General features: G+C 57.5%; 18 protein-coding genes. 11 read left to right on the top strand and 7 right to left on the bottom strand.

Annotated elements, in window-relative coordinates:
- Positions 1-2 precede the first annotated feature (2 nt).
- Both sufB and ACLI1L_RS06390 read right to left on the bottom strand, forming a co-directional pair.
- Positions 3-1,442, bottom strand: a complete 1,440-nt coding sequence (gene sufB, locus ACLI1L_RS06395; RefSeq protein WP_023021511.1) for a Fe-S cluster assembly protein SufB — start codon at positions 1,440-1,442, stop codon at positions 3-5.
- Positions 1,439-2,176, bottom strand: a complete 738-nt coding sequence (locus ACLI1L_RS06390) for a helix-turn-helix transcriptional regulator (protein ID WP_411708336.1) — start codon at positions 2,174-2,176, stop codon at positions 1,439-1,441. The genes sufB and ACLI1L_RS06390 overlap by 4 nt, the downstream gene beginning before the upstream one ends.
- A gap of 268 nt (positions 2,177-2,444) precedes the next feature.
- Here ACLI1L_RS06390 and mptB point away from each other — a divergent pair, with 268 nt between their 5' ends.
- The 5 genes from mptB (at position 2,445) to ACLI1L_RS06365 (ending at position 8,079) form a co-directional block, all read left to right on the top strand.
- A complete protein-coding gene (gene mptB / locus ACLI1L_RS06385) occupies positions 2,445-4,169 on the top strand; it encodes a polyprenol phosphomannose-dependent alpha 1,6 mannosyltransferase MptB (protein ID WP_411708335.1) in 1,725 nt (574 codons plus the stop codon).
- 6 nt (positions 4,170-4,175) lie between these two features.
- A complete protein-coding gene (locus ACLI1L_RS06380) occupies positions 4,176-5,105 on the top strand; it encodes an ABC transporter ATP-binding protein (RefSeq protein WP_086587646.1) in 930 nt (309 codons plus the stop codon).
- 57 nt (positions 5,106-5,162) lie between these two features.
- Positions 5,163-5,927, top strand: coding sequence for an ABC transporter permease (locus tag ACLI1L_RS06375; RefSeq protein ID WP_411708334.1), 765 nt, complete (start codon positions 5,163-5,165; stop codon positions 5,925-5,927).
- Between the two features lie 69 nt (positions 5,928-5,996).
- Positions 5,997-7,025 (top strand): COX15/CtaA family protein, encoded by a 1,029-nt coding sequence (locus ACLI1L_RS06370; RefSeq protein WP_086587644.1) that lies wholly within the window; start codon positions 5,997-5,999, stop codon positions 7,023-7,025.
- A gap of 64 nt (positions 7,026-7,089) precedes the next feature.
- Positions 7,090-8,079: a quinone oxidoreductase family protein gene (locus ACLI1L_RS06365; protein ID WP_086587643.1), complete on the top strand. Its 990-nt coding sequence runs from the start codon at positions 7,090-7,092 to the stop codon at positions 8,077-8,079.
- An 87-nt stretch (positions 8,080-8,166) separates the two neighbouring features.
- Here the strand turns inward: ACLI1L_RS06365 and ACLI1L_RS06360 are convergent, their stop codons facing one another.
- Entirely contained in the window at positions 8,167-9,111 is a 945-nt protein-coding gene (locus ACLI1L_RS06360; protein WP_086587642.1) for a heme o synthase, read from the bottom strand.
- A 346-nt stretch (positions 9,112-9,457) separates the two neighbouring features.
- Between ACLI1L_RS06360 and tkt the strand changes: the two genes are divergently transcribed.
- The 5 genes from tkt to pgl all read left to right on the top strand — a co-directional run bounded on the left by tkt (position 9,458) and on the right by pgl (position 16,029).
- The gene (gene tkt / locus ACLI1L_RS06355; protein WP_411708358.1) at positions 9,458-11,530 is read left to right on the top strand and encodes a transketolase; all 2,073 of its coding nucleotides are present in this window, start codon (positions 9,458-9,460) and stop codon (positions 11,528-11,530) included.
- Positions 11,531-11,558: 28 nt separating this feature from the next.
- The gene (gene tal, locus ACLI1L_RS06350; RefSeq protein ID WP_394286530.1) at positions 11,559-12,644 is read left to right on the top strand and encodes a transaldolase; all 1,086 of its coding nucleotides are present in this window, start codon (positions 11,559-11,561) and stop codon (positions 12,642-12,644) included.
- A 99-nt stretch (positions 12,645-12,743) separates the two neighbouring features.
- Positions 12,744-14,276, top strand: a complete 1,533-nt coding sequence (gene zwf / locus ACLI1L_RS06345; protein ID WP_411708333.1) for a glucose-6-phosphate dehydrogenase — start codon at positions 12,744-12,746, stop codon at positions 14,274-14,276.
- 14 nt (positions 14,277-14,290) lie between these two features.
- The gene (locus ACLI1L_RS06340; RefSeq protein WP_049360793.1) at positions 14,291-15,226 is read left to right on the top strand and encodes a glucose-6-phosphate dehydrogenase assembly protein OpcA; all 936 of its coding nucleotides are present in this window, start codon (positions 14,291-14,293) and stop codon (positions 15,224-15,226) included.
- 41 nt (positions 15,227-15,267) lie between these two features.
- A complete protein-coding gene (gene pgl / locus ACLI1L_RS06335) occupies positions 15,268-16,029 on the top strand; it encodes a 6-phosphogluconolactonase (protein ID WP_086587638.1) in 762 nt (253 codons plus the stop codon).
- 151 nt (positions 16,030-16,180) lie between these two features.
- Here pgl and secG read toward each other — a convergent pair whose 3' ends face one another.
- The 4 genes from secG to gap form a co-directional block, all read right to left on the bottom strand.
- Positions 16,181-16,414, bottom strand: a complete 234-nt coding sequence (gene secG, locus ACLI1L_RS06330) for a preprotein translocase subunit SecG (protein WP_005324856.1) — start codon at positions 16,412-16,414, stop codon at positions 16,181-16,183.
- 183 nt (positions 16,415-16,597) lie between these two features.
- The gene (tpiA, locus tag ACLI1L_RS06325; RefSeq protein WP_086587637.1) at positions 16,598-17,380 is read right to left on the bottom strand and encodes a triose-phosphate isomerase; all 783 of its coding nucleotides are present in this window, start codon (positions 17,378-17,380) and stop codon (positions 16,598-16,600) included.
- Positions 17,381-17,415: 35 nt separating this feature from the next.
- Positions 17,416-18,633 carry a phosphoglycerate kinase gene (locus ACLI1L_RS06320; RefSeq protein WP_411708332.1) on the bottom strand — a complete coding sequence of 406 codons (1,218 nt, stop codon included), beginning with the start codon at positions 18,631-18,633 and terminating at the stop codon, positions 17,416-17,418.
- Positions 18,634-18,752: 119 nt separating this feature from the next.
- The gene (gap, locus tag ACLI1L_RS06315; protein ID WP_086587635.1) at positions 18,753-19,760 is read right to left on the bottom strand and encodes a type I glyceraldehyde-3-phosphate dehydrogenase; all 1,008 of its coding nucleotides are present in this window, start codon (positions 19,758-19,760) and stop codon (positions 18,753-18,755) included.
- Positions 19,761-20,301: 541 nt separating this feature from the next.
- Here gap and ACLI1L_RS06310 point away from each other — a divergent pair.
- Complete coding sequence (locus ACLI1L_RS06310; protein WP_411708331.1) at positions 20,302-21,948, top strand: L-lactate permease; 1,647 nt, start codon at positions 20,302-20,304, stop codon at positions 21,946-21,948.
- Positions 21,949-22,042 lie beyond the last annotated feature (94 nt).

Below are 22,042 nucleotides of genomic sequence, written 5' to 3'. Positions count from 1 at the left end.
CTTTAGCCGACCGATCCTTCCATTTGCAGTTCGATGAGGCGGTTGAGCTCGAGGGCGTACTCCATCGGCAGCTCCTTAGCAATCGGCTCAACGAAACCCCGCACGATCATCGCCATTGCTTCTTCTTCCGCAATGCCACGGGACATCAAGTAGAACAACTGCTCCTCAGAAACCTGGGAAACGGTTGCCTCATGGCCCAGCGTGACGTGGTCATTACGGATGTCGTTATACGGATATGTATCCGAACGCGAGATGTTGTCGACCAACAGCGCATCGCATTCGACATTCGAGGTGGAATGGTGCGCGTTCTGATTGACCTGCACCAAGCCGCGGTAAGCGGCGCGACCGCCGGCACGAGCCACCGACTTGGAAACGATATTGGATGAGGTGTGCGGGGCCATGTGGGTCATCTTGGCACCGGTGTCTTGGAACTGGTCCTCACCAGCAAAAGCAACGGAGAGTACCTCGCCCTTTGCATATGGTCCGGTCATCCACACTGCCGGGTACTTCATCGTGACCTTGGAACCAATATTGCCGTCGACCCATTCCATGGTGCCGCCCTCTTCTACCTTGGTGCGCTTGGTCACCAAGTTGTAGACGTTGCTGGACCAGTTCTGAATGGTGGTGTAGCGGCAACGGCCGCCCTTCTTCACGATGATCTCCACTACTGCAGAGTGCAAAGAGTCAGACTTATAGATAGGTGCGGTACAGCCCTCGACGTAGTGCACATAGGCGTCCTCGTCAACGATGATGAGGGTGCGCTCAAACTGACCCATGTTTTCCGTGTTGATGCGGAAATAAGCCTGCAGCGGAATATCCACGTGCACGCCCTTTGGCACGTAAATGAAGGAGCCACCCGACCACACGGCGGAGTTCAGCGCGGAGAACTTATTATCGCCCGCGGGGATGACGGTACCGAAATACTCCTTGAAGAGCTCTGGGTAGTCACGCAGCGCAGTGTCGGTATCGACGAAGATCACGCCCTGGCTTTCTAGGTCCTCACGAATCTGGTGGTAGACAACCTCAGACTCGTACTGGGCTGCCACACCTGCAACGAGGCGCTGCTTTTCGGCCTCTGGAATGCCCAACTTATCGTAGGTGGCCTTAATGTCATCCGGGAGGTCTTCCCACGTCTGGGCCTGCTCCTCGGTGGACTTCACGTAGTATTTAATCTGGTCAAAGTCGATGCCAGATAGGTCCGCACCCCACGTGGGGATGGGCTTTTTATCAAAGATATTGAGAGCCTTTAGGCGCTGGTTAAGCATCCATTCTGGCTCGCCCTTCTTGGCGGAAATATCGCGTACTACGTCTTCATTTAAGCCGCGGCGAGCAGAAGCACCAGCCGCGTCCGAGTCGTGCCAGCCGTACTCATATGCACCAATGGAATCAATGATTTCATCATCGGTCATCTTGTTGTCGGGTGCCGATTGTGCCTGGGTCATGACTCGCTCCTTTCAGTATTTGTATTAACGGGTGTCAAGGGGATGTTAGTGGTACAGATTCCGTGACCTCCAGCAATGGAAGCCAAAGGCTGTACGTGTTTGCCTAATAAAGCAGAAAAGACTTCCTGTTCCGCCTCACACAGCTCTGGATGCTCGGCCGCCACGTGGGAGACCGGACAATGGTGTTGACAGATCTGCACTCCTTGGCCGGCGCGGTCCACCGTGGCGGCATACCCGTGCTCATCCAAGACCTCGGCCAGCTTGCGAGCCACGTCTTCAACAGACTCGCCCTCTTCTATCAGAGGCCGAACATCTGCCACGAGGCGCTCAAAGCGGACTTTGGCAAAGTGTTTGACGGCCTCAGACCCGCCGACCGCGCGTAAAGCTGTCAGGGCCTCTGAGGCCAGATCATCATAAGCGTGACCGAATTGTGCGCGGCCACGATCGGTGAGGCGGAAGTATTTGGCTGGTCGCCCGCGACCAGAACCGCTGCCCGCAGAGCCGCGGGGAGCGGGGCGGCGGCGCACGACCTCCGTCAGTTCCTCTTCCACCAAGTTGTCTAAGTGCCGACGAATTCCGGCAGCAGAAAGGCCAAGGCGTTCACCCAAGTGGGAAGCGGTAACGGGCCCGTCTTTCAACAGCAACAGCATAACTTGACGGCGGGTATCACCATCCGTGGCGCGAGATTCCTTCGCCGGCTTCGGCGTAGCCACACTACGTTGCGGACTGCTCATGCTGGGACCTCCCTTCGCGCTTCAGACACTTACTGCCGCCCCGCAACGTCCTCCCATAGCTCCGGGATGCTCGCCGCAGTTCAACAGCGCCTTCAATATTAGACAACACTAGTGTTCCTTAATTCATTCCGGAATGCCACCATTGGCCAAACTTCGGCGTGGCACGGGGGTGGCAACACTCCCCTAACGGCCCGACTCGACCGTGCTGCCCACGATGTGGGCGGGCCCGCTGGGGTTTAAGCAATTGATTCGCGTAAAGTCATATGCCATGACAGGCAAAATCCGCGGCTTATTTTCTGGCGTGAAGGCAGAGCTGCCGCAGCTGGGTACCGCTGGTTCCCGGTCGGCACGGTTACACGCCGAAGACACGGGGGCCGCCGAACCCGATTCTCGGTTTGATTTTGTCCCTGCCAATGCGGATGGCCTCAAGCGCACCACCACAGCACAGTGGCGGACATTTTTCATTCTGCGCTGGGTGGGCACGGTAGGCTCCCTGCTCATTGCGTTCGGAGCCCTAGGCGCCGGCGCACTCCCCGTGGTGGGCAATCCCTACGACAACGTGCCCTTCGGCTCCTTGATGTCCCGCATGCTGCAAACTTCCTCCGCCATAGTAATGGTGGGAGTAGGCCTACTAGTCTCCGCTTGGGTGTTCCTCGCCCCCTTTGTCGGCACCCCCCTGCGCCAACCCCAGGAGAAGGTTGCCGCTCCAGCGCGTGCCCGCCGTCTTGTGACCACGCACCAACTGTGGCAAACCTGGGCGGGGTGGGTTATCCCGTTGATTTTTACCGCCCCCTTATTCACCCAAGACATCTACTCCTATTTGGCCAACGGTTCCATCGTGGCACAGGGCATGGATCCATATTCTGCCGGGCCCGTTCAATTGCTAGGGGCAGGTGATAAGCTCGCCCGCTCCGTCCCGTTTATCTGGGCTAATTCCCCTTCCCCTTATGGCCCGGTAGCTCTCGGCCTCGCAGCTGTGGTCAGCGCGGTTACTTCTAACTCCATCCTCTTGGGCGTTATCACCCATCGCCTATTGTCCATCGCCGGGATTATTGTCGCTGGTTGGGCCATAAGCTGTCTCGCGCGGCGCTGCCGGGTATCTCCAGAATCTGCACTGTGGCTCGGCATCCTCAATCCATTGACCATCTTGCATCTAGTGGGCGGAATCCATAATGAGTCCATCATGTTGGGCTTGCTATTGGTGGGCATGGAACTGGGTCTCCGCGGCGTCGACAAGCTGGATGCCTCCCGACGCAGTGCCTACCTAGCCCTGGTAGCTTCCGGTTTTTGCCTTTCCTGTGCTGGAATGGTCAAGGTAACTGGCTTTATTGGTCTGGGCTTTGTAGGCATGGCCTATGCCCGCCGCCTCATCAACGCACACGGTACGGCACGCTGGAAGGCCTTGGCCTACGCCGTCGCCTTGCAAATAATCGTTTTAGTAGCAACCGTTGCCCTTATTAGCGTATGTACCGGCATCAGCTTGGGGTGGATTACCGGGCAAGGCGGGGCGGCGTCCATTCGCTCGTGGCTTTCTACGTCCACCGCCGTAGGCGTAGGTACCGGTTTTATCGGAATGCTCCTAGGCCTTGGGGACCACACCGAAGCCATTCTCACAGTCACCCGCACCTTTGGTGTTCTCGTGGCGGTAGCCTTTATGGCCCGCATGCTCTTTGCCACCTTGCGCGGCCACATCCACCCCGTGGGAGGACTCGGCATCGCCTCTTTAGTACTTGTTATCTTTTTCCCCGTCGTCCATCCGTGGTACATCCTATGGGCCGTACTACCTTTGGCCGCGTGGGCTAATCGGCTCATTTTCCGCTTCAGCGTCGTAGCCTATTCCGCAGCGATGAGCTTCTTTGTGCTGCCGCGCGGTCTCGGCCTTCCCCCCAGCACCATCATTGTGGTCTACGTGTCAGCCGCCTGTGCCTTCACTGTTATCGCCACCCTGTGGTGGGTTGCAGTGCGGCGCAGCGGAATCCGTGTCCTAAACTAATGCCACGTGAATTCCATTTCAGCCGACCGCCCAGCCCTAACCTTGGACAACGTGGTGAAGAAGTTTGGCTCCACCACTGCCGTAAATGGCCTTAGCCTCAGCGTTGCCCAGGGCGAGGTCTTTTGTCTCCTTGGCCCCAATGGCGCCGGAAAGTCCACGACGATTGAAATGTCAGAGGGCTTTCTCCATCCCACCAGCGGCACCATCGACGTCCTAGGGCTAAACCCAAGTACCGAACCAGATAGGGTGCGAGAAAAGGTCGGCATCATGCTCCAAGGCGGCGGTTCCTATTCCGGCATCCGCGTGCTAGAAATGCTGGAGCTTTCTGCCCGATACAGCGCCCAGCCTCTCTCCCCGCAGTGGCTACTAGAAACGTTGGGACTTGAGGGGGTGGCTCGCACCCCTTATCGCAGGCTATCTGGAGGACAACAGCAACGCCTGTCCCTCGCCTTGGCTATCATCGGACGACCCGAGTTGGTTTTTCTGGATGAACCTACGGCAGGCATGGATGCACAATCCCGGTTGGCGGTCTGGGACCTAGTCCGAGCCCTGCAGCGTGATGGCGTAACCATCGTTCTAACCACCCACCTGATGGATGAGGCGGAGTCGCTGGCAGACCGCTTGGCCATCATGGATCATGGTCAGCTGGTAGCGCACGGCACCCCCGCAGAACTTACCGCCCAGACGGAATCGGCAGGGCTTAATTTCAGCACCGACATCGACGTAGATATGGAGGCCCTAGCTGCGGCGGGGATTAATGCCACCAAATCCCGTCCCCTGCATTACCGCTTGAGCCAAGCCGGCACTCCCGAGACCATCGCCGCGCTCAGCGCTGAGCTCGCCCGCCAAGGAGTCTTACTGCGGTACTTAGATGCGGCCCACCGCAATCTGGAAGAGGTATTCCTTGACCTCACGGGCCGCCACTTGCGCAGCTAGCTGCAATCCCATCTTGGGAAAATATTCAATTCATTGCGTCGAGGAAAGAAGCCATTTATGAGCACTACCTTTAAACCCGGGACCTTTACTCCCGCCCCCAAGCGGACCAGCGCCGGCGCTATGCTGCTCGCGCAAGGCACGATGGAAGCTAAGCTCATGCTGCGCCACGGCGAGCAGCAACTGCTCAGCGTCATCATTCCGCTGGCCATCCTCATTGGTGCGGCCCACTTGGAGTCCGTTACCAAGCACGGCCTGCACGAGGTTTTCCCCATGGTGCTTGCAGTTGCGGCCACCTCTGCGGGCTTTACCGGTCAAGCTATTTCACTTGCCTTTGACCGACGGTACGGGGCCCTCAAGCGCACCGGGGCATCCGGGGTGCCGGCGTGGGCCATTATCGGCGGCAAAATCCTCGGCGTGCTCACGATGGTGGTATTCCAAATCCTTGTCTTGGGTATAGCCGCCTTCATTTTGGGTCTGCGTATCAGCGCGGGTGGGGTGTTGCTCATGCTCCTCTCCCTTTTCTTTGGCGTCGCGGCTTTTACCGCCATGGGGCTACTGCTTGGCGGCACGCTTAGTTCAGAGATGGTGCTCGCGCTGGCCAACCTCATTTGGTTCGTGCTCCTCGGCGTGGTCGGGTGGACCCTATACTCCCAGGGATTGGGCGATAATGGCATCCTCAACGTGGTCCCCACCGTCGCTCTGGCAGGCGCCCTTACCGACGCCTCCAACTCCACCTTCCCCGGCCTGGAACTCGTTTCCTTGGCCGCCTGGCTCGCCGCGGCGTCGTTCGCAGCGGTCCGTTGGTTCCGCTTCGAGGGCTAAATGTGACTTTTGTCCGGTTCCGCCCGAAACAAGAGGAATTTTTATGCCCAAAATCTCCCGACTAGTAGGATGCTATGCGTGAATTACTGGACAAGAATCAAGCGCTTCTTTAAAGAAGCCGCCCCTACGCTGCAGCAACAGCGCCTCATCGCGCTCATCCTTCTCTTATGCCAGGGTGGCATTACCGTGTCTGGGTCCATTGTCCGCGTGACCGGCTCGGGACTCGGCTGCCCTACCTGGCCCGAGTGCCAGCCTGGCTCCCTTGTCCCCATGGAAGGCGCCGCTCCTGCACTGCACCAGGCCATCGAGTTTGGTAACCGCCTGCTCACGTTCGTCGTCACCGCTGCGGCGGTAGCCGCCGTCATCGCCATGCGCATGGCACGTCGGCGCACAGAGCTTAAGGTGTATGCATGGCTCAATGTCGCTGGCATTGTGCTACAGGCGGTCATTGGCGGAATTTCTGTCCATCTCGACCTGCGCTGGTGGTCTGTAGCACTGCACTTCCTGCCATCAATGCTCTTGGTATGGCTGGCGGCAATGCTCTACTCCCGCATCTTGGAACCCGATGACGGAACGCCACGAGCACGATTCCCCCAGGCGATTCGCTTACTCGCTGCAGTCGCTACAGTTGCCCTCAGCATTGTCCTTATCACCGGCACTATGGTTACCGGTTCAGGCGTCCACTCTGGCGATTCCGGGGTCGGAATGGAAGGCCGCTTGCAGGTTGATACCGAAGCCATGGCCGTCACCCACGCCATGTGCATGTACGCCTACCTGACGCTTACCGTGATTACCATCTTCCTGCTCTATAAGAACCGTGCCCCACAGGACGCGAAGAAGGCTGGCTGGGTCCTCATTGCCTGCATCCTTATCCAGTGGGCCGTAGGCGTCTACCAGTTCTATATGAGCATTCCGCGCTGGACTGTTCCTTTCCACATTGGGCTATCCTCCTTTGTCACGGCCTATACCGCACTACTGTGGGCACACGGCGTACGCCGTGCCGATGGTACCGCGGATCTCATCACCGGCTCCCCTAGCGGCGATGAAAAGTACGCCGCCCGCCAAGCCTCGCTAGAAGCAGCACGCGCGACGGTTTAACGCGCAGCGCAACCAGCCGGCCGAAGTCCTGCACTCGGCCGGCTTTTTGCGCTAGCCTGGCTATATGCACGCAATTCAGGTCACAGAAACCGGCGGACCAGAAGTACTTCGCTATACCGAAGTTCCCGCCCCCACCCCGAATGACGATGAGGTATTGGTAGACGTCATCATGGCCGGCGTCAATTACATCGATACCTATTACCGTGAGGGTATCTATAATGCGACCGCCCCTTTCATTCCCGGATTCGAAGGTACTGGGCGAGTCGTCCACGACCCAAAGGGAGAAGTTGCGGAAGGCACAATGGTGGCGTGGAACCAGGCCTTCGGCTCCTACGCCGAGAAGGTCTGCGTCCCGCGCGAGGGACTGGTGGCAGTCCCAGACGATTTCCAACCTGAGGTTGCAGCATCCATGTTGCTCCAAGGCATTACCGCGCACTATTTAGCGCACGGGGTCTATCAATTGGGCGAAGGTGCTTCTTGCCTGATTACCGCCGGTGCCGGCGGCGTGGGGCAAATCCTCACCCAGATGGCATCGTCGCTAGGCGCTACCGTTTATACCGTCGTGTCCACGGACGAAAAGGAAGAACTATCCTACGCGGCCGGGGCGGATAAGGTTTTTCGCTACGGCGAGGGACTCGCCGAGCAAGTTCGCCGCTACAACGGTGACAAGGGCGTCGACGTGGTTTATGACGGCGTCGGCAAAGCTACCTTCCAGGAATCGCTAGAGGCAGTACGCCCACGCGGCACCGTCGCGCTTTTTGGTGCCGCCTCTGGTCCGGTTGAGCCTATCGACCCACAACTGCTTAACAAGCATGGGTCCATCTTCCTGACGCGGCCTTCCATCGGCGCATGGACGGCACAAGAAGGCGAGTTTCAAATGCGCGCCCAAGCGGTCGTCCAAGCTGTCATGGACGGCGACCTACGCTTTAACGTCACGGCCTCCTATCCTTTGGCAGAAGCTGCTGCGGCTCACCGCGACCTGCAGGAGCGCAAGACTACCGGCTCCATCGTTCTGCGCGTCCAAGACGGCGACGGAGACGGGGACAAGGACTAGGTTCCACCCACCGACACCTAGAGCGCGGGAGAAAAGCAGCACTGCTTCTCCCGCGCTCTTTTGCCCCGCTCTTGGAATGGGGCACAGTTAGAATAACGTGGCCGACCAGCCCAGAATCCGGCCCAAGGGCTCCCAGCCTAAGACTGCGTCGATGGACAAACCGATAAAGAGCACCGAAAGGTAGTTATTGGAGTAAATGAACAAGCGCATCGGCTTGACCTTGGCGCCATTTTTAACTCCCTTATGCAACCGGATAGCCATCCACAGGAATACCGCACCCGAAACAAGCGCTGCGACCAAGTAGATCCACGAAGCTGCGGGGACGATGAGTAGGGTCACGATAACCGTTCCCACGGTGTACCACACGATCTGGCGAGTGACTTCCGCTTCGCCCGCCACCACAGGCAGCATCGGCACGCCGGCTTTTCGGTAGTCTTCCTTGTACTTCATGGCCAGCGCCCATGTGTGCGGCGGAGTCCAGAAGAAAATAATGAGGAAGAGCACCACTGCCTGCCACCAGCGGTCAGGCTCTCCGGCTGGGGCATTATCCCGAATTACGGCCCAACCAACCATGGCCGGCATACAGCCTGCGAGGCCGCCCCAGACGATGTTTTGCGCATTGCGCATCTTCAAAAACTTGGTGTAGACGAAGACATAGAAGAAGTTCGTCAACACGACGAAGAAAGCTGCGAGCCAAGAATGGGCAAGGAGGCCCAGCCACAGCACGGAAATAATAAGCATTACCCAGGCAAAGATGGCTGCGTTCCGCTTCGAAATCTTCGCTCTTACGAGCGGACGGGCCCTCGTGCGCTGCATCTTTTGATCCAACTCGTAGTCCACGACGTTATTGAACGTGTGGGCGGCGCCAGCGCCCAACCAGCCGCCGAAAATGGTCGACACGATGAGCCAAATATTGTCTGACACAGCCTCCACGCCGCGCTGCGCTTGGAGCATCGCCGGGATTGCGGCCACGAGGAGGAGCTCAATGATCCTCGGTTTCGTTAGCGCAAAATAGGCCTTGATGGTCTCCAAGGGATTCCTCCACTATCTGAACGTTGGTGAACTGTGTCCCGCGCACTTCCTGCGCGCGGTCACCCCTAGCGGTCGCACATGCCCTTGAAAAAGTTCCAGTTCTCTCACTCACAGTTTTCGGCGCCGTGGCGAAAGACAACAGGCCTATGGCCGCTAGATTCAGTGCGCGCTTAGCGCCTACGCGCACTCAACTTAGCCATGCCAGCATACCGTTTATGCCTAGCTTTCTATAATTGCGCACCGCCGGTTAAAAAATTACTAGACTGAATAAAGTTAAGTACTTTTTGCCTAGACGTAAGCGAGGCTTTTCGTGTCGAAAGATAAGTTGTCCCCAGACCTCCAATCTATGGTCAAGCGCCGTTATCCGGAGGATTGGTCGGAGCTTGACACCCGGGCTATCGACACCGTGCGAGTTCTAGCCGCCGACGCGGTACAAAAGTGCGGTTCGGGTCACCCCGGCACGGCAATGTCACTCGCTCCCCTCGCCTACACGCTCTACCAGCGCGTCATTAACCACGATCCCGCTGACGTGCACTGGGCCGGCCGAGACCGCTTCGTACTTTCGGTTGGCCACTCTTCCCTTACCCAGTACATCCAGCTCTACTTGGGCGGCTTTGGCTTGGAAATGGAAGACCTCGAGCAGTTGCGCACGTGGGGATCACGCACCCCAGGTCACCCAGAGGTCCACCACACCGACGGTGTTGAAATCACCACTGGCCCCCTCGGCCAAGGGCTAGCATCCTCCGTTGGAATGGCCATGGCGGCGCGTAAGGAGCGCGGCCTTTTCGATCCAGAAGCCCCCGCTGGTGAATCCCCCTTCGATCACTACATCTACACCATCGCCTCCGATGGCGACCTACAAGAAGGCGTTACCGCGGAGGCTTCTTCTCTGGCTGGCACGCAAAAGCTGGGCAACTTGATTGTCTTCTGGGACGATAACCGAATCTCTATTGAAGACGATACAAATATTGCCTTCAATGAAGATGTGGTGGCCCGATATGAGGCCTACGGCTGGCACGTCCAAACGGTGGAATCCGGAGAAGATGTCGTAGCCATTGAGGCTGCTGTCAAGGCTGCTCAAGCAGAAACCGATCGTCCGTCCTTCATCCGCGTAAAGACGGTTATCGGCTACCCTGCCCCGAATAAAATGAATACCGGCGGTGTCCACGGTGCTGCGTTGGGCGATGACGAGGTAGCTGCCACCAAGGAAGTATTGGGCTTTGATCCGGAGCGCAGCTTCCACATCGATGATGAGGTCATTGCGCACACCCGCAAGTTGCGCGAGCGCGGCGCAGAAAAGCACTCTGCGTGGCAAGAAAAGTTCGACGCATGGGCTGCGGCCCATCCGGAGAATAAGGCACTTTTTGACCGCATGAATGCCCGGGAATTGCCACAAGATTTCGGTGCTGACCTACCGGAATGGGAACCAGGCGAAACTTTGGCCACCCGCAAGGCTTCTGAAGCCGCCATCCAGGCCTTGGCAGCTTCTCTACCGGAGATGTGGGGCGGTTCTGCCGACCTTGCCGGTTCTAATAACACCGTGATCAAGGGCGCGGATTCCTTCGGCCCCGCAGCCATTACTACCGATATGTGGTCGGCTCAACCCTATGGCCGCAACCTGCACTTCGGTATTCGCGAGCACGCAATGTCTGCGATTATGAACGGTATTGCTCTGCACGGTAATACCCGTGTCTACGGCGGCACCTTCCTTATCTTCTCCGAGTACCAGTACCCGGCTGTGCGCTTGGGTTCCCTGATGTCGACCGATACCTACTACGTGTGGACCCATGACTCCATCGGTTTGGGCGAAGATGGCCCTACCCACCAGCCAGTAGAGACTCTTTCTGCGCTGCGTGCCATTCCTAACCTGTCCGTTATCCGCCCTGCGGATGCCAACGAGACTGCACAGGCATGGGCGGCAGCCCTTGAGTACAAGGCCGCACCGAAGGGCCTGGCGCTGAGCCGCCAGGGCCTACCAGTGCTGGAAGGCACCAAGGAAAAGGCACATGACGGTGTCCGCCGCGGTGCTTATGTTCTGGTGGAAGAGTCCAAGGAGACCCCAGATGTCATCCTCATTGCTACAGGCTCTGAGGTGCAGCTTGCCGTCGCCGCCGCGAAGGAGCTAGAGGCCGCTGGAACGGCCACGCGCGTTGTGTCCGCACCGTGCCTCGAGTGGTTTGATGAGCAGGATGACGCTTACCGCGAATCTGTGCTCCCCAGCAAGGTACAGGCCCGCGTTTCCATTGAAGCCGGTATTGCAATGCCATGGCACAAGTACACCGGTTCCTTCGGCCGCACCATCTCCATTGAGCACTACGGCGCATCTGCTCCTGCAGGCGAGCTCTTTGAAAAGTTTGGATTCACCACTGCAGCGGTAGTTAAAGCGGCACAGGAGTCCGTAGCCGCCGCGAATAAGTAACCCCCACAAGACTGGATAAGGATACAGCATGAACCACATCTCCGAACTTGCCCAGCTGGGAACCTCGACCTGGCTCGATGACCTTTCTCGCGAGCGCCTAGTTTCCGGCAACCTCAAGGAAATCATTTCGACCAAGTCCATCGTGGGCGTGACCACCAACCCAGCGATTTTCGCTGCGGCGATGACCAATGGCACCGCCTACGACGCCGAGCTGGCAACACTAAAGGAGTCAAAGGCCAGCGCCGATGACGCGGTATACGCTCTTGCCATCGAAGACGTTCAAAATGCGTGTGACCTCCTTGCGGATATTTACTCCTCCACTGATGGGGCAGATGGCCGTGTATCCATAGAGGTCGATCCGCGAATTTCGGATGACCCTACCGCCACACTCGAACAGGCCCGTGAGCTGTGGTCGAAGGTAGATCGCCCTAACGTCATGATCAAGATTCCGGCCACCACCGGCTCCCTCCCAGCCATTGAGGATGCCCTGGCGGAAGGTATTAGCGTTAACGTCACCCTCATTTTCTCCGTGGAACGCTACCGCGATGTCATCGAGGCCTTCCGCACCGGTCTCAAGCGTGCCGCCGAGTCCGGAAAAGACGTCACAACTATCCACTCCGTAGCGTCCTTCTTCGTTTCCCGTTTGGATACCGAAGTAGACAAGCGCTTGGAGGCAATTGGCAGCGAGCAAGCCCTAGCGCTGCGGGGCAAGGCGGGCGTCGCCAATGCACAGCGCGCCTATGCCCTCTTCCAGGACACTTTGCTTGACGACGCCGACTTGCCAGAAGGCTCCCACCTTCAGCGTCCATTGTGGGCTTCGACCGGTGTGAAAAATCCCGATTACCCAGCCACCTTGTACGTATCTGAGCTGGCCGGTCCGCATACGGTCAACACCATGCCGGAAAAGACCATCGATGCGGTTCTCGACCAAGGCAATCTTCACGGAGATGCCCTATCGGGCAGCCGCGAGGCGGCAGAAGGCGTCTTTGCCCAGCTAAACGAGGTTGGCATTGATTTCGACGATGTCTTTGCCGTGCTGGAGCGCGAGGGGGTAGAAAAGTTTGTTGCCGCTTGGAACGAACTACTTGCTTCCATTGAGGAACGACTCGCGTAAACTAGCCGTGTGACTTGTGCCCCGCCGAAAATTCGGCGGGGCATTCTGCCGCTAGAATATTAGCGAGCTAAAAGCCCATAAACTCAGGAAGGATTCTTCGTGACCGACTCAGCCGCTTGGGTCAACCCCTTGCGCAATGCCAGCGACAAGCGATTGCCGCGAATCGCAGGACCCGCGGGCATGGTCATCTTCGGCGTTACCGGTGACCTAGCATATAAAAAGCTTCTGCCCGCAATCTACGACCTAGCGAGCCGAGGTCTCCTGCCCGCTGGCTTTACCCTTGTGGGTTATGGTCGCCGAGACTGGGACAAAGTCGCATTTTGTGACTACGTACGGTCAGCTGTGGTGGCGGGCTCGCGCACCGAATTTAATGAAGATGTCTGGCAGCACCTGTCACAGGGCATCGAATTTGTCCAAGGTTCCTTCGATGATACCGGCTTCGATCGCCTCTCCGCCCGCTTGGGTGAGCTAGATCGAAAGCGAGGAACCGGCAGCAACTGGGCATATTACCTTTCCGTTCCACCGGAGTTTTTCTCCAATATCTGCCACCAGCTTGAGCGCGTGGGTATGGCCAACTCCGTTGCAGACTCATGGCGCCGCGTCATCATTGAAAAGCCTTTCGGCCATGACCAGGAATCTGCGCGCAAGCTCAATGAGATTGTCAACGCTGTCTTTCCTGAGTCCGCGGTATTCCGCATCGACCACTATCTGGGCAAAGAAACGGTACAAAATATATTGGCTTTGCGCTTTGCAAATCAGATTTTTGAGCCTATGTGGAATGCCCACTATATCGATCACGTCCAAATCACCATGGCTGAAGACATCGGCCTAGGCGGTCGCGCTGGCTACTATGATGGCATCGGCGCGGCTCGAGACGTCATCCAAAACCATCTTTTGCAGCTCTTGGCCCTCGTCGCGATGGAAGAACCGTCGTCCTTCGAGCCGGAGGAATTGCGGGCTGAAAAGGTAAAGGTCTTGCGCGCTACCCACGCCGTTCATCCTCTGAATAAGACCACTGCTCGCGGCCAATATTCCGCGGGGTGGCAAGGCTCCGAGTTTGTCAAGGGTTTGCGCGAGGAAGAAGGCTTCGATCCGGAATCCACAACGGAGACTTACGCTGCCTGCACCTTGGAAGTCAACTCCCGCCGCTGGGGAGGAGTACCTTTCTACCTGCGAACGGGCAAGCGCTTGGGCCGCAGAGTGACCGAGATTGCGCTAGTTTTCAAGGCGGCTCCTAACCAGCCATTCGTCGATGGTCAAACCGATGCGCTGGGCAGAAACGCGGTCGTTATCCGCGTACAACCGGATGAAGGTGTCACCATGCGCTTTGGCTCCAAGGTGCCCGGCTCCACTATGGAGGTGCGCGACGTCAATATGGACTTTGCCTACGCCGAGGCCTTTACCGAGGAATCCCCGGAGGCCTATGAGCGATTGATCTTGGATGCCCTCTTGGACGAGTCTTCGCTATTCCCCACCAATGAAGAGGTAGAACTTTCCTGGTCGATTTTGGACCCCATCATCGACTACTGGGCCGAAGCAGGACAGCCCGAGGAGTACCGCGCTGGCACCTGGGGACCAGAATCCGCCGATAAAATACTGCGTCGCCGGGGTCACTCCTGGCGCCGCCCATAGGAGGGACGCAGACAATGATTATTCCATTGCCCAATACCACTACGCGTGAAATCTCCAAGAAGTTAGTAGAGGCGCAAGAACATTACACCCTGACTACCGGTCGTGTGCTCACTCTCATCGTGGCGGCCCGTGAGGAAGATGACCTCGAAAGCATTCTCGACTCCGTGCGCGATGCCTCCCACGAACACCCGTCGCGCGTGTTGGTCGTGGTGACGGGAGACCCGCAGGTAGAAACCCACCTTGACGCGCAGCTGCGCGTGGGCGGTGAAGCAGGTGCCTCCGAGATGGTCATCATGAAGTTGCACGGTGCTTTGGCAAACCAAGACGAAGCAGTAGTCACGCCGCTGCTACTACCTGATACCCCGCTGGTCGCCTGGTGGCCTACTCTGTGCCCACCGGACCCTGCCTCCAGCTCGGTGGGAAAGCTAGCTCAGCGCCGCATTACCAACGTCGCCTTCGATGGCCGCGTGACCGGCGAAGATCTCCGCACCCTCTCTGCCGGGTACACGCCGGGAGACTCCGATATGTCTTGGGCTGCCATCACCTTGTGGCGCGGTGTCGTTGCCTCCGCCCTGGACCGCCATCCCCACGAGCCAGTGAAGTCAGTAGAGGTAGCGGGTCCTGCTGGCCACCCAGCCCCAGATTTCGCCGCCGGATGGTTGCTCGACCGCTTGGCGGTTCCCGTTAATCGCACGGTGGCCGACTCCGGGGAGGACCACTTCCCGGTGACTCACTTGCGGTTCAATCGGGAAACAACCCACGTCGACGTGGATGTCATTGACGAGCGCACGGTGCGTGTGTGTGTCCCGGGTTCGCCGGAATCCTTGGTGAGCCTCAATAAGCGGTCACAAGCTGAGGTGCTTTCTGAAGAACTGCGCCATTTGGACGCCGATAAAACCTATGCACAAGCGCTCCGTGCACTAGCCCAGGTAGACTACAGTAATCAGTAAACGGCTTTAATCTGAATCTTTGTAAAGGATAGCGATACATAATGGTAACTCTTCACCGCGTGAGCGATGTGGATGACCTTATCTCCCAGGCCGCACTGAAATTCGTGGATACCGTAGCGCGTATCCAAGCATCGGGTGGCGGCCTCCACGACGATGGTGTAGCGCGTGTTGTTCTCACTGGCGGCGGAGCCGGAATTGGCGTTCTCCACGAGTTGGCCCGTTTGGATTTCGCCGCACAGCAGCAAGGTGAAAATTTTCCTGCTCAGCGCATCGATTGGTCGCGTGTTCACGTTTTCTTCGGCGACGAACGCAATGTACCCGTCTCCGACGCAGATTCTAATGAGGGCCAGGCACGCAATGCGTTGCTCAACCACGTAGATATCCCAAACCAAAATATTCACGGTTTTGACCTGGGCGCGGTGTCGATGGAAGCAGCGGCAAGCGCATATGAGCCGGAATTGAAGGAATTTGCCCCTCACGGTTTCGACCTACACCTGCTAGGCATGGGCGAAGAGGGCCATATTAATTCCTTGTTCCCCCATTCCTCCGCTATTCGAGAGCAAGAGGAACTTGCTGTTCCCGTCCACGATTCGCCAAAGCCACCCAGCGAGCGCATTACCCTCACCCTTCCAGCCGTCAACAAATCCGATCGCATCTGGCTCCTTGTGGCCGGCGCTGCCAAGTCGGAAGCGGCCAAGCACGTGGTAGAGGGCGCTGCGGCCGAGGATTGGCCGGCAGCCGGCGTACACGGTAGGAAGGAAACCGTTCTCTTCCTCACCGACGACGCTGCTTCCGAGTTATAAGCGGGAAAACCGCAGTGTGCGTGCGGGCACGCTGCTTTTTAGCGCCTGACGCCAAACGAAAAGCGCCAACACCGCTTCCCCACTTTCAGTTCCCATCGGAAACTTAGTGGTTGGAAGCTAGTGTCGGCGCTTTAGCTATGCTGGCTTTCGCTTAAGCGAAGGCTTGGATCAGGTTTAGGCCCACAATGCAGGCCAGCCAGATAATAACCATCACCACAGTATAGCGATCCAGGTTCTTTTCCACGACGGTCGAGCCGGAAAGGTTCGACTGCACGCCACCGCCGAAGAGGCTGGACAGGCCGCCGCCTTTACCTTTGTGCAGCAGCACGAAGATGGACATCAAAATAGCTGCGATGACCAAGATGATTTCCAGTGCCAAGACCATGAGGATAATCCTTATTTCTAACGTGCGCCTTGTGGTTGACTCTTGCCACCCACTAGCGCGGAATCGTACTTTTAGGCTTTGCGTCCAGCAAAGCAGTCACACCGGCCCACTGTACACGATGGCGCGGGCTGGAACCATTCCAACCCGCGCCGAACGCGAACCTGTGACAGGTGATAACTCCTGTTAGTTCAGGGCATTAGCTGCGTTGGCAGCCAACTTGGCAAACTCTTCGCCCACCAAGGAGGCGCCACCGATGAGGCCGCCGTCTACGTCTGGCTTGCTGACGATCTCCGCAACGGAATCAACCTTGACGGAGCCGCCGTAGAGAATACGAATGCCTTCCGCTACCTCGTCACCGGCGAGCTCTTTCACGAGCTCGCGGATGGCGGCACAAACCTCTTGTGCATCGTCTGCGGAGGCTACCTTGCCGGTACCAATGGCCCAGACCGGCTCATAAGCAATGACGGTCTTGGCAAGCTGCTCAGCGCTAAGGCCAGCCAAAGAATTACGGGTCTGGTTAACCACGTAGTCCACGTGAGTACCAGCCTCGCGAACAGCCAGTGGCTCGCCTACGCACACGATGGGGCTAATGTCATTATCCAAGGCTGCGGCGGCCTTTTCTGCGACGAGCTTATCGGTCTCGCCATGATACTGACGGCGCTCCGAGTGCCCCACGACTACCCAGTTGCAGCCGAGCTTGGCTAGCATGTGACCAGATACCTCGCCGGTGAAGGCGCCAGACTCATGCTTAGAGATGTCCTGCGCACCGTAGGTGATCTGCAACTTGTCGCCTTCTACCAGCGTCTGGATGGTGCGAATATCGGTAAACGGGACCATATAAGCCACGTCGACCTTTTCGTAGTAGTCCTTGGGCAGGGAGAACGCAAACTTTTGAACGGAACCGATAGCCTCGACGTGGTCGAGGTTCATCTTCCAGTTACCTGCGATAAGTGGCGTACGTGCCATGATTTTTCCTCTCTTTTTGGCCGTGCTCAGTAAATCTAGGCTTCAAGGACGGAGACGCCCGGAAGCTCCTTGCCCTCAAGGTACTCAAGGGAGGCGCCGCCACCGGTGGAGATGTGGCTAAAGCCATCCTCGTCCAGGCCGAGCATGCGCACGGAGGCCGCGGAATCGCCGCCACCGACAACCGAGAAGGAGCCGTTGGTTTCGGTGGCGTCGATAATAGCCTGCGCGACGCCCGCAGTGCCCTTGGAGAAGGCCTCCATTTCGAAGACACCCATCGGACCGTTCCAGAAGACGGTCTTGGAAGAAGCAAGCACCTCTGCGAAGTGCTCCACAGACTTTGGCCCGATGTCTAGGGACATCCAGCCCTCTGGGATGCCGTCGAGCTCGACAACCTGGTGTTCCGCATCCGCTGCGAACTTGCTTGCGGCAATGAGATCCACAGGAAGGACCAGCTTGTCACCGAAGCGTTCGAGCAGCTCCTTGCAGTTATCAATCTGGTCTTCTTGCAGGAGGGACTCCTGGACGTTGTAGCCCTTGGCGGCCAGAAGGGTGTAGCACATGCCGCCACCGATAATGACCTTGTCAGCCTTATCTGCTAGCGCCTCAATTACGCCGAGCTTATCCGAGACCTTGGCGCCGCCAAGTACTACTACGTATGGGTGCTCCGGCTTCTGGGCCACGGTGGAAAGGACGGAGAGTTCCTTTTCTACGAGCTTGCCTGCGTAAGCCGGCAGGCGCTTTGCGACGTCATACACAGATGCCTGGGCACGGTGGACAACGCCAAAGCCATCGGAGACGAAAGCGCCATTATCGGCTGCCAAAGCAACGAGCTCATCAGCAAATGCGCCGCGCTCCGCTTCATCCTTGGAGGTCTCGCGAGGGTCGAAGCGGACATTTTCCACCAACATGACATCGCCATCGTTGAGCCCGTTCGCACGCTCATGAGCGTCCTCGCCGGTGACATCGCCAGCCAAGGCAACGTACTGGCCAAGGGCCTCGGACAGGGCTTCAGCGACTGGGGCCAAGGAGTACTTAGCGTTTACCTCTCCCTTGGGGCGGCCAAGGTGCGCGGAAAGAATGACCTTAGCGCCGCCTTCCACCAAAGCCTTGATGGTGGGAAGAGAAGCGTTAATGCGTCCCGGGTCAGTAATGTTTCCTTCTTCATCGAGGGGAACATTGAAATCAGAACGAACAAGGACGTGGCGAGATTCGACGCCTTCCTTGAGAAGATCATCCAGAGTCTGGAAAGCCATTATTTTCTCCTTCTTAAATTCGGATTGTTCACAAGGCTGTAGATATAAGAATACCGGCCGCGACACAATGCCGTTTAGGCTTGCATCGGGGCCGGACTCTCATTATTAAAGCTCTAAGTTTAGAGCTTGTCTGCCACCAGGCTAGTCATACGTACAAGCTGGGAGGTGTATCCCCACTCATTGTCGTACCAGCCCAGAACCTTAACAAGGTTGCCGTTGGAGACCTTGGTCATGCCGGAGTCAAAAATGCAGCCGTGCGGGGAGGTTACGATATCGGTGGAAACCAGCGGGTCCTCGGTATAAGCGAGGGTGTCCTTGAGCTCACCTTCAGCAGCTTCCTTCAGGGCGGCGTTAATCTCTTCAACGGTAACGTCGCGGGAAGCGGTAAACGTCAGGTCGGTAGCAGAGCCGGTGATAACTGGAACACGCATGGCGTAGCCATCCAGCTTGCCTTCCAGCTCAGGCAGTACCAGGGAGACAGCCTTAGCTGCGCCGGTGGAGGTAGGCACCATATTTACAGCAGCGGCGCGGGCGCGACGCGGATCCTTGTGCGGTGCGTCTTGGATGCGCTGGTCGCCGGTGTAGGCGTGGACGGTGGTCATCAAGCCCTTTTCGATGCCGAACTTGTCATTGAGGACCTTTGCCATCGGCGCCAGGCAGTTGGTGGTGCAGGATGCTGCGGAAATAACATTGTGGTTTGCCGGATCGTAGGTGTCAGAGTTAACGCCATAGACGAAGGTTCCGTCTACTTCCTTGCCCGGAGCAGAGATGATGACCTTCTTAGCGCCAGCCTCGAGGTGAGCCTTGGCGTCATTGCCATTGGTGAAACGGCCGGTGGACTCGATCACGAGGTCTACGTCGTATTCGCCCCACTTGAGCTGCTTCGGGTCCTTCTCCGCGGTGACCACGATGCGGTTACCGTTAACGGTAATGGATTCATCATCATGGGTAATCTCGCCATCGAAGCGGCCCAGTACGGAGTCGTACTTGAGCAGGTTAGCCAGCGTACCGTTATCGGTCAGGTCGTTTACTGCAACAACTTCGAGGTTGTTGTCGCCCTGAGCGACTGCACGGAAAAAGTTGCGGCCGATACGGCCAAAGCCATTGATACCTACGCGGATAGTCACTGTATTTCTCCTCAAAGAGTCGAGTAAATGTGCGTATGGGTATGTGCGCGGGCCCTTCGATATATTCGGTGCTTGAGAAGCGCCCGAGCGTTTTCCCTTACAGTGCCGATACTACCGAGCGTTTTTTAACAGTGCAGTGCGCTAGCAGCCTTGAGAACTATCGGATGACAGATTATCCAAAAGAGCGTACACTTTCCCGATCCTTTTTATTTCCCCGGCATAAACCCGCTGGATACGCCCGAACACGTGGGTTTATGTGGCCTTGACACCGTTAACGTGAAATATATCACTGTATATCCTCATGGGTTACGCCCGCCTCTGTCCGGTCGGACATTTCCGAGCCTCAGTCTTGATGGCAATCAATTCGACCGGATTGTTTTTGCCTCGACCATCGCACGATATGCTTTCAATACTCACTGGCTCACATTCGCGTTTCAGTGCACTATATCTGTTCCAGCGCAATTGTTGGTCACCGTGAGAATGCTTCAGGTGCTCGTTATTCTTCAACGGGCAGGACCACCGTAGAACCCAAGGACGTCTCTTGTTCGAAATTAATACCTCTGCTGTGGGTGACAGCCTCGGGCTTACCGCCCTGGTGGCGATTCTCCCTCTCTTCGCATTCTTTATCATGCTGCTCGGCGTCAAAGCGCGCGCACACACTTCTGGCGCCGTCGCCCTCGCAGTATCCCTTCTTATCGCCATCGTCGGTTTTTCTATGCCGGTAGATATGGCCTTGTCCTCCGCCGTGCGTGGCGGCCTTTTCGGACTACTTCCCATTGTCTGGGTAATCATTACCGCAATCTGGTTTTATGAAATCACCGTCGCTTCAGGACGCTTCGAGGACCTTCGTAAAACCTTCGATCTTCTAGGCGATGGCGATATTCGCATCCAAGCAATCCTTATTGCCTTCTGCTTTGGCGGCTTGCTAGAGGCCCTCGCCGGCTTCGGCGCACCCGTAGCCATTACCGCGACCATGATTATGGCACTCGGTGTAAAGCCCCTACGCGCAGCAATCGTAGTGCTCATTGCCAATACGGCCCCGGTTGCTTTCGGCGCGGTGGGCATCCCAGTGACCACCGCTGGTGAGGTCGCTGGACGCAGCGCTGAACAAACCCATGATATTGCCGCACTTATCTCTTTGCAGGTGCTCATCATCGCCGCCGTCGTGCCTTTCCTGATCGCCTTTATCTTGGACGGTGTCCGCGGCGTCAAGGAAACTGCGCCGGCAGCCGCAGTGATTGGCATTTCCTTTGCCTTGGCACAGTGGCTGGCCGCAACGTTCTTTGCTTACCAGCTCACCAATGTTATCGCCTGCATCGTTTCCCTGGGCTGTGCCTTTGCCTTCCTCCGTGTGTGGAAGCCTAAGGGTGTTAAGGAGCTGCGCGAGCGCCTCGAGCTGCCCGCCGCTGAGTCGACCACCGACCTGAATGGTCGCCGCATTTGGATGGCACTACTTCCCTACGCTGTAGTAACTATTGTCTTTGCTGTTGCTACTGCGGCCCCAGCCATCTTTGGTTTCCTCAAGCTCCACTTTGCCTGGCCTTTGCTGGATGACGCGATTGTCGACGCCGACGGCAACCTCATGGACACCAGCTTCAGCTTCAATGTCTTTGGTAACCCAGGTACGCTCCTGCTGCTCTCGGGCATTATCGTTGCGGTTGTCTACCACTTCTTTAATGAAAATGGCCGCTACAGTCTCAGCTTCGGGCAGCCGGTCAGCGCTTTTGGGGACGTCGCCAGCCGCATGAAGTTCTCGGCCCTCACCATCATTCTGGTGCTGGCATTGGCTTATACGATGAACTACTCCGGCCAAACGATTGCTATTGGTGAGTTCGTCTCTTCTGCAGGCGGCATCTTCGCACTCTTCGCTCCGGTACTGGGCTGGATTGGTACCGCGGTCACCGGCTCCGATACCTCCGCCAATGCCCTCTTCGCCAACCTGCAGGTAGCAGCGGCCGAGCGTATCAGCGTGAACCCGGACCTCATGCTGGCCGCTAATACCGCAGGCGGCGTTGTGGGCAAGATGATCTCCCCGCAGTCCCTCGCTATTGCGGCCACCGCTGTAAAGATGGAAGGCAAGGAGTCTGTCATCCTGAAAAACGTAGTGGGCTACTCCGTGGTCTTCTTGGCCGTTGTGTGCATCATCGTGTTCTTGATGACCAACGCCCTCGGATTCCTCGTTCCCTAGGCATTTAATTCTCCGCGGCTAGCTGGTTTCCCCACCAGCTAGCTATCACAGAGGAAACTCCCCGCAGTGGCGGCTACCGCTTAGGTATCCGCGC

Source organism: Corynebacterium sp. LaCa117, from assembly GCF_046717765.1.
GTDB lineage: Bacteria > Actinomycetota > Actinomycetes > Mycobacteriales > Mycobacteriaceae > Corynebacterium > Corynebacterium kefirresidentii.
Note: the sequence above shows the minus strand (reverse complement) of the source record. Positions and strands in the feature narration are given on the sequence as shown.

Bases quoted from the DNA above. Each gene is read 5' to 3' on its own strand.
- tal (WP_394286530.1), top strand. From the start codon at position 11,559: ATGAACCACATCTCCGAACTTGCCCAGCTGGGAACCTCGACCTGGCTC.
- ACLI1L_RS06375 (WP_411708334.1), top strand. From the start codon at position 5,163: ATGAGCACTACCTTTAAACCCGGGACCTTTACTCCCGCCCCCAAGCGG.
- ACLI1L_RS06320 (WP_411708332.1), bottom strand. From the start codon at position 18,633: ATGGCTTTCCAGACTCTGGATGATCTTCTCAAGGAAGGCGTCGAATCT.
- ACLI1L_RS06370 (WP_086587644.1), top strand. From the start codon at position 5,997: ATGCTATGCGTGAATTACTGGACAAGAATCAAGCGCTTCTTTAAAGAA.
- ACLI1L_RS06340 (WP_049360793.1), top strand. From the start codon at position 14,291: ATGATTATTCCATTGCCCAATACCACTACGCGTGAAATCTCCAAGAAG.
- secG (WP_005324856.1), bottom strand. From the start codon at position 16,414: ATGGTCTTGGCACTGGAAATCATCTTGGTCATCGCAGCTATTTTGATG.
- mptB (WP_411708335.1), top strand. From the start codon at position 2,445: ATGACAGGCAAAATCCGCGGCTTATTTTCTGGCGTGAAGGCAGAGCTG.
- ACLI1L_RS06390 (WP_411708336.1), bottom strand. From the start codon at position 2,176: ATGAGCAGTCCGCAACGTAGTGTGGCTACGCCGAAGCCGGCGAAGGAA.
- ACLI1L_RS06365 (WP_086587643.1), top strand. From the start codon at position 7,090: ATGCACGCAATTCAGGTCACAGAAACCGGCGGACCAGAAGTACTTCGC.
- tpiA (WP_086587637.1), bottom strand. From the start codon at position 17,380: ATGGCACGTACGCCACTTATCGCAGGTAACTGGAAGATGAACCTCGAC.
- tkt (WP_411708358.1), top strand. From the start codon at position 9,458: ATGGTCAAGCGCCGTTATCCGGAGGATTGGTCGGAGCTTGACACCCGG.
- pgl (WP_086587638.1), top strand. From the start codon at position 15,268: ATGGTAACTCTTCACCGCGTGAGCGATGTGGATGACCTTATCTCCCAG.
- sufB (WP_023021511.1), bottom strand. From the start codon at position 1,442: ATGACCCAGGCACAATCGGCACCCGACAACAAGATGACCGATGATGAA.